This is a genomic window from Elioraea sp. Yellowstone (genome assembly GCF_006704265.1).
GTDB lineage: Bacteria > Pseudomonadota > Alphaproteobacteria > Acetobacterales > Acetobacteraceae > Elioraea.
Map to the genome: position 1 here is coordinate 1 of NZ_VIKA01000085.1, position 14,555 is coordinate 14,555.

13 protein-coding genes are annotated in these 14,555 nt (G+C 72.2%); 9 read left to right on the plus strand and 4 right to left on the minus strand.

The genetic code is table 11. The features are described 5' to 3' along the window. The 8 genes from FK498_RS12290 to FK498_RS12325 form a co-directional block, all read left to right on the plus strand. A partial coding sequence (locus FK498_RS12290) for a hypothetical protein (protein ID WP_237560926.1) occupies nt 1-277 on the plus strand: 277 nt, incomplete at its 5' end. Between the two features lie 238 nt (nt 278-515). Further along, nucleotides 516-1,604, plus strand: a complete 1,089-nt coding sequence (locus FK498_RS12295) for a GHMP kinase (RefSeq protein WP_202614836.1) — start codon at nt 516-518, stop codon at nt 1,602-1,604. Beyond that, on the plus strand, nt 1,592-2,194 hold the full coding sequence (locus FK498_RS12300) for a D-sedoheptulose 7-phosphate isomerase (RefSeq protein WP_141854964.1): 603 nt from the start codon (nt 1,592-1,594) through the stop codon (nt 2,192-2,194). The genes FK498_RS12295 and FK498_RS12300 overlap by 13 nt, the downstream gene beginning before the upstream one ends. Further along, nucleotides 2,191-2,913, plus strand: coding sequence for a nucleotidyltransferase family protein (locus FK498_RS12305; protein WP_141854966.1), 723 nt, complete (start codon nt 2,191-2,193; stop codon nt 2,911-2,913). The genes FK498_RS12300 and FK498_RS12305 overlap by 4 nt, the downstream gene beginning before the upstream one ends. Beyond that, nucleotides 2,910-3,500 (plus strand): D-glycero-beta-D-manno-heptose 1,7-bisphosphate 7-phosphatase, encoded by a 591-nt coding sequence (locus FK498_RS12310; RefSeq protein WP_141854968.1) that lies wholly within the window; start codon nt 2,910-2,912, stop codon nt 3,498-3,500. Before FK498_RS12305 ends, FK498_RS12310 begins: the two co-directional genes overlap by 4 nt. Further along, complete coding sequence (locus FK498_RS12315) at nt 3,497-4,714, plus strand: glycosyltransferase (RefSeq protein ID WP_141854970.1); 1,218 nt, start codon at nt 3,497-3,499, stop codon at nt 4,712-4,714. Before FK498_RS12310 ends, FK498_RS12315 begins: the two co-directional genes overlap by 4 nt. Before the next feature lie 7 nt (nt 4,715-4,721). Further along, nucleotides 4,722-5,639 carry an FkbM family methyltransferase gene (locus tag FK498_RS12320; protein WP_161988398.1) on the plus strand — a complete coding sequence of 306 codons (918 nt, stop codon included), beginning with the start codon at nt 4,722-4,724 and terminating at the stop codon, nt 5,637-5,639. A 194-nt stretch (nt 5,640-5,833) separates the two neighbouring features. Further along, a complete protein-coding gene (locus FK498_RS12325; RefSeq protein ID WP_141854974.1) occupies nt 5,834-10,144 on the plus strand; it encodes an arabinofuranosidase catalytic domain-containing protein in 4,311 nt (1,436 codons plus the stop codon). Nucleotides 10,145-10,171: 27 nt separating this feature from the next. On the opposite strand, the gene FK498_RS12330 is transcribed toward FK498_RS12325, so the two are convergent. Next, the gene (locus FK498_RS12330; protein ID WP_161988399.1) at nt 10,172-11,029 is read right to left on the minus strand and encodes a YdcF family protein; all 858 of its coding nucleotides are present in this window, start codon (nt 11,027-11,029) and stop codon (nt 10,172-10,174) included. Between FK498_RS12330 and FK498_RS12335 the strand changes: the two genes are divergently transcribed. After that, nucleotides 11,028-11,681 (plus strand): class I SAM-dependent methyltransferase, encoded by a 654-nt coding sequence (locus FK498_RS12335; protein ID WP_161988400.1) that lies wholly within the window; start codon nt 11,028-11,030, stop codon nt 11,679-11,681. The genes FK498_RS12330 and FK498_RS12335 overlap by 2 nt on opposite strands. A 46-nt stretch (nt 11,682-11,727) precedes the next feature. On the opposite strand, the gene FK498_RS12340 is transcribed toward FK498_RS12335, so the two are convergent. Genes FK498_RS12340 through FK498_RS12350 form a run of 3 tightly spaced genes read right to left on the minus strand, consistent with a single transcriptional unit; the run spans nt 11,728 to nt 14,352 of the window. Then, nucleotides 11,728-12,579: a hypothetical protein gene (locus FK498_RS12340; RefSeq protein WP_141854980.1), complete on the minus strand. Its 852-nt coding sequence runs from the start codon at nt 12,577-12,579 to the stop codon at nt 11,728-11,730. A 58-nt stretch (nt 12,580-12,637) separates the two neighbouring features. Beyond that, a complete protein-coding gene (locus tag FK498_RS12345) occupies nt 12,638-13,084 on the minus strand; it encodes a hypothetical protein (RefSeq protein ID WP_141854982.1) in 447 nt (148 codons plus the stop codon). Continuing rightward, nucleotides 13,075-14,352, minus strand: coding sequence for a glycosyltransferase family 4 protein (locus tag FK498_RS12350; RefSeq protein WP_141854984.1), 1,278 nt, complete (start codon nt 14,350-14,352; stop codon nt 13,075-13,077). The genes FK498_RS12345 and FK498_RS12350 overlap by 10 nt, the downstream gene beginning before the upstream one ends. Nucleotides 14,353-14,555: the final 203 nt, after the last annotated feature.

The window sequence follows — 14,555 nt, forward strand, 5'->3', positions numbered from 1 at the left end:
GCGAGCGGCGGGGCGCGTGCGGGCGCTCAACGCCGAGACGGCGGCGGGGCTGCTCGGTGGACAGGCGCCGGGCGGGCGGGCGGCGCGCCGCACCGCGCCGGAGGTGGCGCTCTCGACCAGGGTGCCGGACTACGTGCTGCGCCAGCTGCGCCGGCGCTACGCCGAGAGCGGGGTGACGATCCGCAACCAGATCCTGTTCGCGCTGCGGCTGGCCGGGATCGAGGTGCGCGACGAGGACCTGCACGACGAGCGCCGGCGCGGCCGCGCGCTGCGCTGAAGGCCGGAAAGAGGGAAGACCGGAAAGACCGAAATCCGGAAAAAAGGAAAACCAGAAAGCAGGAAAGATGGGGGCCGATCTCCCCGGCAGCCCGCGCGGACGGCCTCGGGCCGGCTGGCGCGGTGGCCTGCGCAGGCGGCCTTGCATGCGGCCGGCGCGATCCGCTAAGCGAAACCCTGGCGGAACGGGTTGCGGCAAATGAGACGCGCCTCAGCCCGCCGAGCGAGGAGGCGCGTCCATGGCGCGGCAGGGCGAGATCGGCGCGATGTCGGCCGGCGCGGCGGGCCGCGCCCGGGCCGAACCGCGGGTGCGCGCCCGCGCCCCGCTCAGGCTCGGCCTGGCCGGCGGCGGAACCGACGTCTCCCCCTACGCCGACCTGCACGGCGGGGCGGTGATGAACGTCACCATCGACCGCTACATCTATGCCAGCATCGATCCCGCCCCGGCCGGCGAAGTGGTGCTGGAGAGCCAGGATCTCGGCCTCGCCGTGCGCTACCCGGCGGTCGCGCCGCTGCCCCTCGACGGCCGGCTCGACCTCCTGAAGGCGGCCTACAACCGCATCATGCGCGACTTCCTGGACGGCCGGGCGGTGCCGCTCCGCCTCGCCACCTATTCCGAGGCGCCCCCGGGCTCTGGCCTCGGCTCCTCCTCCACCCTGGTCGTCGCCGTGGTGCAGGCGCTCGCCGAACGCTTCTCCCTGCCGCTCGGCGAGTACGACATCGCCCGCCTCGCCTACGTGATCGAGCGGCAGGATCTGGGACTCGCCGGCGGCCGGCAGGACCAGTACGCCGCCACCTTCGGCGGCTTCAACTTCATGGAGTTCCGCGCCGGCGATGCGGTGATCGTCAACCCGCTGCGCATCAAGCCCTGGATCGCCTCCGAGCTCGAGGCCCGCACCCTGCTCTGCTTCACCGGCGTCAGCCGCGAGAGTGCCGCGATCATCGCCGAACAGGCGCGCAACGTGGCCCAGGGGGCGAGCCGCTCGGTCGAGGCGATGCACCGGCTGAAGGCGGCGGCGGTCGCGATGAAGGAGGCGCTGCTCACCGGCGATCTCGACGCGCTCGCCGCCACGCTGCGCGAGGGCTGGCAGAGCAAGCGCGAGATGGCCCAGGGCATCGCCACCTCGACGATCGACCAGGCGATCGAGACGGCGATGGCGGCCGGCGCGATCGGCGGCAAGGTGTCCGGCGCGGGGGGAGGGGGGTTCATCATGTTCCTGGTGCCGCTCGAGCGCCGCCGCGCGGTGACGGAGGCGCTCGCCGCGCGCGGCCACCGGGTCGAGGGGGTGCGCTTCACCGCCGAGGGGGCGACGGCATGGCGGATCTGACCGGCGGGGCGGGGGCGGTCGCCGCCGCCTTCGGCGCTACCGCCCGGCTGCTTGCGGCGATGGCCGAGGACCGTGCGCTCTGCGCCGCGGTGGCCGAGGCCGCCGGCATGGTGGTCGCGAGCCTGCGCGCGGGCGGCAAGCTCCTGCTCTGCGGCAATGGCGGGTCGGCGGCGGATGCGCAGCACTGGGCGGGCGAGCTCGTCAGCCGCTTCCACTACGACCGTCCCGGCCTCGCCGCCGTCGCCCTCACCACCGACACCTCGATCCTGACCGCGATCGGCAACGACTACGGCTACGAACGGCTGTTCGCGCGCCAGGTTGAGGCGCTCGGGCGGCCGGGCGACGTGCTGTTCGCGCTCTCCACCTCGGGCCGGTCGCCCAATATCCTCGCCGCCCTTGAGGCGGCGCGGGCGGGAGGCATCCGCACGGTCGGCTTCACCGGCGCGCGCGAGGGGGCGATGGGGCCGCTCTGCGATCTCCTGATCCGCGTGCCGCATGCCGAGACCCCGCGCATCCAGGAGGGGCACGAGGCGATCGGGCATGCGATCTGCGCGCAGGTCGAGGCGACGCTGTTCCCGCGCACAGGATGACGGCGCTGCCCGACGAGGTCCCCGACGAGGTCGTGGTGCTGGTGGGCGGGCTCGGCACGCGGCTCCGCCCGGTGGTGGCGGACGTGCCGAAGCCGCTCGCTCCGGTCGCGGGGCGGCCGTTCCTGCACTGGCTGCTCGAGGGCTTCGCGCGCCAGGGGCTGCGCCGCGCCGTGCTGGCGGCGGGCTACCGGGCGGCGATGGTGCGCGCCTCCCTCGGCGCCCGCTTCGCCGGCATCGAGATCGCCTATGCCGAGGAGGAGAGCCCGCGCGGCACCGGCGGTGCGGTCTGGGCGGCGCTGCCGCTCTGCACGGGGCCGCGCGTCTTCGTCGCCAACGGCGATTCCTGGATCGGCATGGCGCTCGACCGACTGGCCGCAGCGCCGGCCGCGGATCTGGTGCTGACGGTGCGTGCCGTGGAGGATCGCGCGCGCTACGGCAGCGTGCTGGTCGAGGGGGACCGGGTGGTCGGCATGGCCGAGAAGGGCGGGCAGGGGCCGGGGCTGGTGAATGCGGGGCTCTACCTGATGCGGCGGGATCTGCCGGTGCGGCGGCCGATGCCGGCGGCGTTCAGCCTGGAGCACGAGGTGCTGGGGCGGCCCGAGGGGCTGGATGTCCGCGCCGTCGTGACCGATGCGCCGTTCCTCGACATCGGCACGCCCGAGGACTACGCCGCCGCGCAGGCGCTGATCCCCCGCTGGGCGGGGGGAGGGAGGGTGTGACCCGTCCCGCCCTGTTCCTCGACCGCGACGGGATCATCAATCTCGACACCGGCTATGTGCACCGGGTCGAGGATTTCACGTTCCGAGAGGGAATCTTCGACCTCTGCGCCGCCGCCCAGGCGCAGGGGCTGGCCCTCGTGGTCGTCACCAACCAGGCCGGGATCGGGCGCGGCCTCTACAGCGAGTCCGACTTCCATCGGCTCACCGCCTGGATGCTGGCCCGCTTCGCCGACCGCGGCATCCGTTTCACCGGGGTGGAGTTCTGCCCCGACCACCCCGAGCACGGCATCGGCCGCTATCGCCGCACGACACCGCGCCGCAAGCCGGGACCGGGGATGATCCTGGACGCCTGCGCCGCGCACGGGCTCGATCCCGCGCGCTCCACCATCCTCGGCGACCGCGCGACCGACATGCAGGCGGGAGCGGCGGCGGGGCTCGGCCGGCTGATCCTGCTGCCGCATGACGCGGCGGAGACCGCGGCCGCGCCGCCGGGCACGATCGTGCTGGCCGAGGGCGGGCTTCTAGCCGCGGCTTCCCTGCTGCGCATGCCGCTCGCGGCCGGCTCCGGTGCGGAGGGCGGAAGGTGATCCTGATCCTCGAGCTGATGGACGAGGCGGTGACGCATGCGCCCGGCAACAGCCAATGGGCGCAGGTGATCGCGCGCGCGTTGCCGGACCACCAGGTGCGGGTCTGCGCCCCGCCGGCGCATCTGCGGGCGCTGCGCGAGGACGCCAACCTGTGTGCGCTCGCCAACGTCTCCTTCCGCGAGATCCCGCTCATCTCGGCCTTCCGCCGCCAGGTGAACGTGGTCTCGCCGGCGCGCGCGCGCGCGGAGTTCGCGATCCTGCGCCGGCTGCTCGCCGAGGTGCCGGCCGGCGAGTCCTGCCTCGTGGTGCTCGCCTCGGCGGCGCCGACGGCGGTGTTCGCCGCCCGGCTGGCCGGCGCGCTCATGCGCCGGCGCGTGGCGGTGCAGATGGTGCTGCACGGCTTCGCCAACGAGGTGCTGGGCTGGCGGACGCGCAATCCGCTGCTGCGGCGCTTCGACCTGCCCGGACTGATGGCGGCGCCGCCGCAGGGCGTGCGCTTCCTCGCCCTCGAACGGGCGATCGCGGCCGAGCTCGGCCGGATCGCGCCCGCCGCGGCCGGGCGGATCGACGTGCTGCCGCTGCCGGTGAACGCGAACGAGATCGTCGTCCTGCCGCCGGTGCCGCTCGAGCCGCCGATCCGCCTCGCGCTCGTCGGCCAGACAACCCGCGCCAAGGGCATCGAGCCGTTCCTCGCCATGGCGCGGGCGCTGAAGGCGCGCCATGGGTCGGCGGTGGAGTTCCACGTGATCGGGCGGCGCTTCCCGGAGACGCCGGCGGAGGCGCTCGCGGTGCTCGACGGCCCGCCTGCCGAGGGCTACCTCGACCGGAAGGACTTCCTCGCCCGTCTCGCCGCCATGCATTACGTGGTCCTGCCGCTGCAGGAGAGCTACTACCGCCTGTCGCCGAGCGGCGCGTTGATCGATGCGATCACCTGGCTCAAGCCGGTGGTCGCGACCGCGATCCCGATCGTCGCGGAGGCGTTCCGCGAAGGTGGCGAGATCGGCGTGCTCTGTCCCGACGTCGCGGCCATGGAACGGGCGCTCGACCGGCTGGTGACGGCACCGGATCCGGCGGAGTATGCGCGCCAGGTGGCGGCGCTGCGGCGCCTGCGCGACCGCCGCCTGCCCGATGCCCTGGTCGGGACCTATCGGCGCATTGTCGAGACGGGCTTCCGGGATATCGCGGCGGGAGAGAAGGGGGCAGGACAAGGATGAGGAGGCGATGCGGGCCGTGACCTATGCCCTCGCGGCGGCTTCGGCGGCGGCGCTGCGCCATCTGCTCCTCCGCCTGCCTGCCGGCGACCGGGCCTGGCTTGCCCGCCGGCTGATGGGCGACCGCTACGCCCTGCCGGTGCGCAGCTTCGCCGGCTTCTGCCAGAACGCCCTGCACGCCTGGAAGAACCGGCAGTACGACGTGCACCGGAACGGCGAGGCGGCGCTGCTCGCCCGGCTCGCCCCGTTCCGGCCGCGCGTGCTCCTGGATGTGGGGGCCAATGTCGGCGAATGGGCCGAGGCGGCCTGCCGGCACCTGCCGGAAGCCACCGTGCATGCCTTCGAGATCGCACCCGCCACCGCGGCGCTCCTGCGTGACCGCGCCGCTCCCTTCGGCGGCCGCATCGTGGTCAACCCGTTCGGCCTGTCCGACCGTGAGGGCAGGGTGACCATCTACGCCGATGCCGCGGATTCCACCGCGACGAGCACGCTGCCGCTCGCGCTCGCCTACAATCCCGGCATGGACCGCCCGGCGGCTCCGGTCGAGGCGATGGCGGAGGTCACCACCGGCGATGCCTATCTCGACCGCCACGGCATCGCGGCGGTGGATCTCCTGAAGATCGACGTCGAGGGCGCCGAGCGCGCGGTGCTCGACGGTTTCAGCGGCGCGCTCCGCGCGGGGCGGGTGCGCATGATCCAGTTCGAATACGGCTGGCTCAACGCCCATACCGGCGCCACGCTGAAATGGTTCCACGGCCTGCTCGAGCCGCTCGGCTTCCGGATCGGCAAGCTCTACCCCGAAGGCGTGGCCTTCAAGGACTATGCCTACGAGGACGAGGATTTCCTCGGCCCCAACTACATCGCCTGCCACCGGGACCGGGCCGACTGGATCGAGGCGTTGCGCTGCCCGCCGCTGGCGCTCGCCTGACCGATGGCCCGCGCCGCGGCAATGTTCTCCTTGTGTCCTAGGAAAAAATACCTTAAGACGGAACCGCCACGGGCGATCCGTGCGCCGCCGCTCCCCCGCGTTCGTTCCCCTCATGCCTGTTCGTCCCCGCCGCGCCCTGCCTCCGGCAGCGCGGTGGGCGCCGGCGTGCACCATCACCGGAGTCCTGCCCAGAGATGCTGCTGATCGGCCCCTCCCGAATTGCCCCGCGCCGCCGCCGCGGCGCCGCGGCGTTCCTTTCCCTCGCCACGCCCGTGAGCCCGCAGCCGCCCGGTGCGCCGCTCGTCGTGTCGGGAACCTATGGCGGTGCGCCGGCCGGCATCCGCGTCGCCTGGCGACAGGACGGCAGCGAGGTCGGCCCGGCCGTGACGGCGGGGGTGGTTGCCGGCGGAGCCTGGTCGGCCACCATCACGACGCCGGTGACGACCGGCGTGTACACGCTCCATGCCGCCTTCGAGGGGGGCGGTCCGGAAGCCCAGAGCGGACCCGTCACGATCAGTGCGTCGGGCGCCGACGTCGTCGCCAACTTCACCTTCGAAGGCTCCGGCCTGACGGCGGCGAACGCGGTGGCGCTGTTCGGCCATGGCTTTGCGCCGGGCGACATCCCGGCGGGGGCGCCAGTGGTGCTGCGCAACGCCAGCGACGGCACCACCCTCTACCGCACCCAGATGAACGTGCTCAGCACCTGGGGCGACGGCAGCGCCAAGACGGCGCTGCTGGCGGGCGAGTTGCCGGCGCTCGCCGATGGGGCGACGCTCGGGGTGCAGCTTGTCCGGGGCGCCAGCCATCCCAGTCCCGGACCGAACCTCGACTTCGGCACCGCCCTCTCGGGGCGCACGGCGGCGATCAAGACCTGGGCGCCCGGCGACACCACCACGCCGCTCTGGACCTTCAACCCGCTCGCGGCGATCGGCGCCGATCGCTGGCACAACGGCCCCCTTGCGCTCAGCACGCGCGTCGAGACGGCGGTGCCGTCCTCGGCGGTGTTGAGTACGTCGGGTTCCGCCGGGGTGATCGAGTCTGTCCGGCTGGTCGTGGACGTGATCGTCACCAAGGACGGGTTCCTCGAACTCGATGTGTGCTTCTCGAACGATCGCCTGCCGTTCCGGGGCTCGACAGCCGACCCGATCCCGACCTGCGGCATCGCCCGCTTCGGCTACACGATCGAGATCGACGGGGAGGTGGTCTACGATCAGCGCCCCGCCACCGGGGCCGGGCGCGACCTGCTGCAATGGTCGCAGTGGATTCGGCGGCGCGGCCGCAAGGCGGACGGCACCCGGCTCGACCATTGGGGCACGTCGCACCGGGCGTTCTTCCGCCCCGACCATGCGCTGCTGGTGCGGGCGCGGCTGATGCTGCCCTATGACACTCAGCAGGTGCCGTCGAACGCCTCGGTTCTGTCGAACTACAACGACGGTGCGACCCGGCAGAACGACCCCTACTGGTCTTGGGGGTTGGCGCGTCAGGCGGATATGACCGGTGGGCGGCCCGAGATCGGCTACCGGACCGAGGCGGCGGCGACCTGGATCGCGTGGCCGACGCGCGAGGCGCAGATCGTCACCCATCGCCAATTCGAGGCGGCGGCGACGCGGGCGATGTACTACCGCGACTGGCCGCTGGCGAAGTGGGCGAGCCATGAGGACTATCCGCGCCTGGCGCTGCCTGGCGGAAGCGAGAACTCCGCCGCCGGCACGCTGCGGCCGGACGCCAACGGGCTGCCGTCGAACCAGCAGCCGACTCACAACACTACCGACCACATCACCATCGACACCGCGCACCACGGCTCGTTCAACTGGACCCCGGCGCTGCTGTCGGGGCGGCGGGTCTGCTACGACAGCCTCGCGGCGCGGGTGTTCTGGTCGGTCACCGGGCATCGCTACAACGGCACGGATGCCCCTTATGGCACGACCTGGCGCTCGACGACGCGCGACGTGGCGACGGGGATCCGCGCCGGCGGCCATCCGTGGATGGTGCAGACTCGAAGCGAGGGGTGGAATCTGCGCGACCATGTGGACGCGCTCGCCATCTGGCCGGATGCGGTGCCGCAGAAGGCGTTCGCGAACGAGGTCCTGGTCGCGCACATCAACGCCTGGAAGCACGCGAGCGAGACCTGGATGACGACGCGCTTCCCGCTCGCGGTGCAGGAGGTGCTCGGCCTGCCGATCATGCACGCCGGCATCTACAACTGCGAACGCCCCTACATGACGAGCTTCTTCATGTACGCGGTGTTCCAGATGCTGCGTCTTGGCCTGGGCGGGCCGCACCTGCCGGGGCTTGCCGCCAAGTGGTTCCGCGCGCGCACGGGGTGGTACGCCGAGCCGACGCTGAACCATCGGGCATTCCTGCAAGACGGCGGCATGGCCTGGGGCGAGACGGCGAATGGTCCGTTCCCGACAGACTGGGCGGGAATGGTGCCGATGCTCCAGGTCACCATTCCTGGTCAGGTCGGGGTGACCGACGTGCCGCCGGATTGGGTTGGGTTCGGCGCGCTTGGCGACTACAACCGCAACCGCCTGAACAATCTGGCGATGATCGCCTACGGGCTGGAGCCGGATGCGGCGGCGCAGATCCCGATCGACATCCGCGCCCGTGCGGCGGACGGGCTCGCGCTGCTGCGGTCGGAGCGGTACAACCCGACCGGCAACGGGCCGCGCATCGGCAGCGCGGCCTTCGGCACGTTCTTCAACACCTGCGCCATCTGCCCGGTCGGGAACACCTGGCGGACGGAGAGCGCGCCGGCGATCGTGCCGGGGCAGACGTTCCAGGTCGCCGGCGACGCGGCGAACGGCACCATCGTCGGGCTGGTGCGGTTCACCGGGGCGTTCCCGCGCAACAGCGCGCCGGGGCGCGGCGTGGCGAACGCCTGGGAGATCGTGTCGCAGCCGGCGGGCAACCCGCTCTCCGTCTCCGAGGGCGGCGTGCTGCGGGTGGCGAACGCGGCGGCGCTTGGCACGGGGTCCTTTTCGGTGTCGCTGCGCTGCCGCACCTACCACCAGGACAACGTGGGCGATCCGAGCATCGAGCACGTCTCGGGCGTGCAGGCGGTGACGGTCGAGCCGGTGTTCATCGCGCCCTCCCTCGGCGCGGCGGGGCCGTTCTCGATCGGCAGCAACACGGTGCAGGGCCGGGTCATCGCCACGCTGGCGGTGTCGGGCACGGAGCCGATCACGCTGTCCATCGTCGCGGGCGATCCGCACGGGCTGTTCACCGTGGACACGCCGTCGCGCGAGTTCCGGGTCGCGGCGTCCAGCCTGACGCCCTACGAAAACCAGACCTTCAACGTCACCGTGCGGGCGCAGGGACCGCTGGCCCATGCTGAGCGGACCTACACGGTGGAGATCACCGAGCCGGTGTACGTGCCGGTGTGGAACCCGAACCCGCAGGCGCGGACCATCAGCGACCTGTCGCCTGCCGGGACGGAGCTTGACGCGCTGACCCTCGACGGGTCGCCGCCCACGACTCTGACCATCCTGGCAGGCAACACCAACAACACGTTCCAGGCGGTCGTGCCGAACATCATCCGCGCGGCGACTCGTGTCGAGCGGGCGGATGCGACCAGCTACAGCCTGACCGTGCGGGCGGAGAACAGCGCAGGCAGCGCGGACGGCACGGTGAACGTGACGGTGCAGCCCCGGTCCTATGTCTGGAACCTGACCGGCAGCAACGTGATCGCGGCCTACAGCGCCTCGCGCCGGGTGCGGAGCGGCTATGTCGGGCCGCTGTTCCGGCTGATCCGCCTTTCCGACAACGCCGAGCGCGATGTCGGGTTCGACTCGGGGACGGGCCTGATCGACGAGACTGGGCTGGCGGCCTGGATCGGCAGCGGGCAGGCCGAGGTGATTCTGTGGTACGACCAGAGTCCGCTGGGGCAGCATCTGGTGCCGGTCAGCGCGTCGCTTCGACCCGTCTTCGCCGATGCGACCGGGACGATCTACCGCATGGGCGCCAACAGCCGCCCGGCGTTCCGCTTCGAGGCGGGGCGCGGCTTCGTGCAGGAGAGCTTCACCACGCTGGGGACGAACCGGTTCGGGTTCTTCACCTACTACCGCCGGCTCGGGGCGTCGGGGAGCGCGAACGGGCGGCTCTACTCGCTGCGGGCGAGCGCAACCTCGGCGGAGCAGGACGTGGCGACGGGGGTCTATCTGACCCTGCTGTCGGACGGGAACCTCCGGATGCGCTACATGGGCTTGAACCACGACGCGACCGGCGGGGTGGCGACCAACAACAACGCCTTCGCCGCGACGACCCTGACCAATCTGGCCGGGGTGGGGCGGCGCATCGTGCAGAACACCTCCTCCAACGCGGCGAATTCGGGCACCAGCGGCCCCTTCGCCGATCCGTCGCACCTGCGGGTCGGCACGAACACGAGCGACGGGTCGGATCAGAACTTCAACGGGCTGATGGGCGAGATCGCGTTCCTGGAGTACTTGGAGTTCGCGACCGATATCCCGGCGGCACGGACCAGCCTGACGGGGCATTACGGATAGGGATGGGGCGGCACAGCGGACCTCCGTTCAGCCGCCGCGCCAGGCGTAGAGCGCAAGCCCGGCCCACTCGCGCAGGTAGAACCAGCTTCGGGCCAGGTGGTCCGGCCGAGGGATGAAATCCGAAGCCCTGCCGTCGGGAGCGAGAGCACGTCGTACGCCGACCGGACTGACCGCAAATCCCGCCTGGCGAAAGGAGAGCAGCGCGCGCGGCAGATGCCAGGCATGGGTGACGGCGTAGGCACGCCCGATCTCCGCTTGCCGCAGCAGGGCGGCGGAGAGTCGGGCGTTCTCGCGCGTGTTGCGCGCGCGCGGCTCGATCCAGCGGACGGGAAGGCCGAAATCCGCCGCAAAGCTCCGCGCCATGACGGCGGCGACCGCGACCTGCTCGCCACTCGCCACCGCGCCGCCCGTGACCAGGAGCGGCAGGCCTGTGCGTCGATGTAGCGCGGCTGCCGCACGCATGCGTTCGAGCGTCAAGGGACCAACATCCGGACCGGTGGCAGTGCGGACCAGATCGGCACCGAGCACGATGATAGCGCCGGCCGCCGTATCGTCCGGTCCGTCGGCATCCGGGACCAGTCTCTCGAGCGAGGCGCGCAGCCATCCGCTCGCCAGGGGCGTGGCAAGGCCGATCTGCGCGGCGAGGGCGATGGCCGCGAACAGACCGGCCATCCGCTGTCCGCGCCAGGCCATCAGCGCGAGCACGATCGCGGCGAGCGCAAGCCCGAGCGGCGGCAGCAGAAGGGCGGTCAGGATGGCCTGGGTGGACACGGGCCGTGCGGCACGTTGGAATGCGGAACGCTCTCCTGCAGGGTGGCACGGCGGGACCGGTTGGGCCATCGGCGTGGCCAATTGCTGCAGATCGGGAAGGACCGCGAACGTCATGATGCCGATTGCCGCCCTGCGTCGGCACATCCAGGCCAAGGCCGCCGCCGACGATCGGTTCAAGCGTCTGGTGACCGCCGTCGCCGCGGCGCTGCGCTACGATCTGACGCGCCTGACCAGGAAGGTCTATGTCGAACACTGCCGGCAACTGATCGATGAGCTCGGCCCAGGCGCGCTCGACGTGATCGAGATCGCGGCGGGCGAGACATGGTCCGGCATGCCGTTCCGTTCCTATCGCGCGCTGAACTGGCCGGACCACGATATCTGTGCGCCGCTGGCGGAGGGGCTTGCCGGGACGGCCGATCTCGTGATCGCCGAGCACGTGTTCGAGCATCTGCTCCAGCCCTGGCAGGCGGTGCGCAACGTGCACGCCCTGCTGCGCCCCGCCGGGCACTTCCTCGTGATGACGCCGTTCCTCGTGCGCGTGCATGAAGTCCCCCAGGACTGCAGCCGCTGGACCGAGACGGGGATGCGGCATCTCCTGGCGGAGGGCGGGTTTCCGATCGAGACGGTCCAGACCTGGTCATGGGGCAACCTGGATGCGGTGAAAGCGACACTGGTGACCTGGAGCCGGGTGGGCTGGCGCCGACGGTTTCCGAACGATCCGTGCTTCCCGGTCGTCGTCTGGGCGCTCGCGCGCAAGGCCGGCTGACGGCACGGCGGAACCGGTCGGTCTGGGCCTCGGCGACCGCGCCACCTCAGGCGCATCCGCCGGCCCGGCGGCGGAACTCGCCGGCCAGACGCTCATAGGTCGCGCGCGGCTTGAGGCCGATGAAATGGGCGAAGGTGGGCGAAAGCCGCGTGATCGATGTCGGCAGCACCGGCAGGCCGAACAGGAACCGGCCGAGCTTGAAGATCTCCGACCGGCCGGAGGCGATGTCGAAGCGGCAGAACGGCGCGCGCCAGGTCGAGACCATCCAGGACTCGTTGCCGAAATTGGGCATCAGCGCCGAGGCCAGACCCTTCATGCCGAGGAAGATGCCGAGATAGAGCTCGAAGCTGTGGCTGTTCGCCCCGCGGTAGTTCGAGATCGCGAGCGTCTCGAACTCCTTCTGGTAGAAGTCCTCGAACTCGGCGAAGAAGCGTGCCGCCGCCTCCGACTTGTCGAAGAAGAACACCCCCGCGTTCATCTGCACGATGTAGGGCAGGGCGCGCGCGGCCACGATCTCCTCGAGCCGCACGCCCTTCCACTCGCCCCGGCGCTGCGGCGCGCCCGTGATGCAGAAGAAGAGCCGTCGCGCGTGGTCCCAGTAGCGGTCCACGTCGCGCTTCACGAGCAGGCAGTCGGCATCGACGAACATGCTCCGCTCGTAGGGCGAGGCGCGGAACAGGCGGAGCTTGTTCATCACGTGCGGGTAGCGCGGATCGGGATCGAGGAAGACGAGATCGTCGAAGAACCGCGCGTGCTCGGCCGCCGGGCCGGCGGCGATGTCGTGCACCAGGCAGATGCGCCGCGTGGGGTCCATGGTCTTGACCGAGGCGGCGAGATTGGCGGCCATCGCGACGTATTTCTGATCGCCCGTCGCGAGCGTGAGATAGCCTTCGCGCATGGTCGCCTGACCCGAGATGTCGGAATGTCGTGCGGCGCCGCCGCACCGGTCCCTGTCGTTACAGGGGGCTGGAGCCCGGCGGCAGCCGCTCGAGCAGCACGCCGGCATGAGCGCCCGGCGCGAGCGGCGGCGGGCTGAGGGCGAGCAGGGCGGTCTTCGCCGAGCCGTCCTGGTGCCGGCTCAGCACCTGCAGCGTCGCCGCGACCGGCCGGTCGCCCGGCACCAGGCGGACGGCGAGCCCGGCCCCGCGCGGCAGATCGCCGGGGGCGAAGGCGAGACCCAAGATCGGATCGCTGCCGCCGGGCAGCGCGCCCTGCAGGGTCAGCCCGGCGATGTCGTTCGGCCGCACCGGCCGGGGCACCGGCGGCAGCGGCGGGCCCGCACCGGGTCGCGACGGGCCCGGGCGCGGCCTCTGCTGCTGCGCCGTCGCCCGCGGCGCCGGCGCGGCGCAGGCGGCGGCGAGCGAGAACGCGAGCGGAGCCAGTTCGCGGCGCGTCAGGTCCATGGCGGCCCCCTGTCCCGGTGCCGTGCGAGCACGCGACGGAACAGCGCGAGCTGGCCCGCGGTGGTCTCGTTCCAGCCGAAGCGTTCCGCATAGGCGCGCGTCGCTGCGCGGTCGGGCGGATCGGCGAGCACGCGCCGGATGCCGGCGGCGAGCGCCGCCGGCGTCGCCTCGTCGATCACCACCCCGGCCTCGGGCGCGGCGACCGCCTCGCGCGAGCCCCAGGCCGGAGTCGCCACCACCGGCGTGCCGCAGGCCATCGATTCCAGCAGCACGTTCGCCCAGCCCTCGCGCGCGGAGGCCAGAACCATCACGTCGGCCGCGGTGTAGTAGCGCGGCAGATCCGCATGCGGCACCGGGCCGACGAAGCGCACCCGATCGGCCACGCCGAGGCGGGCGGCGAGCGCTTCGAGCGCGCCCCGTTCGGGACCCTCCCCGGCGATCAGCAGCGTATGGCCCGGCAGCTGCGCGAGCGCCTCGATCGTCAGGTGGTGGCGCTTGCGCGGAATGAGCAGCCCGACCGACAGGAGCGTCGGCCCGTCGAGCCCGAGCCCGGCGCGCGCAGCTTCCCGGTCGGCCTCCGGCCGGAAGACATCGAGATCCACCCCGTTGCGCAGCACGGTGATCTTCGCCGGCGCCGCGCCGATCGCGACGAGCCCCTCCTTGAGCGCCGCGCTCACCGCGATCAGCGCGTCCGCCTCGGCGAGCGCGGCGCGGATCAGCCGCCCGGGGATGCGGTACTGCGGCAGTTGCGAGGTGTCCGAGCCGCGCGCGGTCAGCACCACGGGCACGCCGTAGTCGCGCGCAAGCCACACCGCCGCGACGCCGTCGGGATAGAGGTAGTGCGCATCGATCGCATCGAAGGCGAAACCCTCCGCGGCCAGTCGGGCAAGTGCCTGCTTGGCCGCACGGTAGAGCATGAACGGGTTGGAGGCCATGCCGATCCACGGCACGGCGAGGAAGCGCGGGTGGTGCACCGCGATGCCGTGACGGAGCTCGCGCAGCGGGATTTCCGGAAATCGGGATTTCAGGCGTCCGTCCGGTCCGCGCCCGGGGAACCAGGGCACCGGAGCGAGCACGGTGCTCGCCGCTTCACCGCTTGCGACGAGATGCCTGAGCCTGTTCTCGACGAAGACGCCATGGTTGGGCTGGGCGGGGTTCGGGTAGAGCGTGCTGAAGGTCAGCAGCCGGAGCGGGCGGGACGGCGGGCTGGCCGCGGCGCGCCGCGGCGCGCCGCCCGTCGTCGCTGCCGGCGGGAGGGGTGCCGTCACCGGCCATGTCGAAGGGCCACCATCGCCAGGTCCGCCGCTGCTCCTCGGGAAGTGCCGCCCAGAGGCAAAGCCAGCCGACGGCGATGAGGGTGGCGAGAAAGTAGAGCGCCTGCATCGCGGCTCTCCTGCTGCGGGGGGGGACTCGCCGCTCATGGCCGGGCCCGGTCGGCGCGGGCGAGCATGGCGGCGCCGGTCGGCAGCGC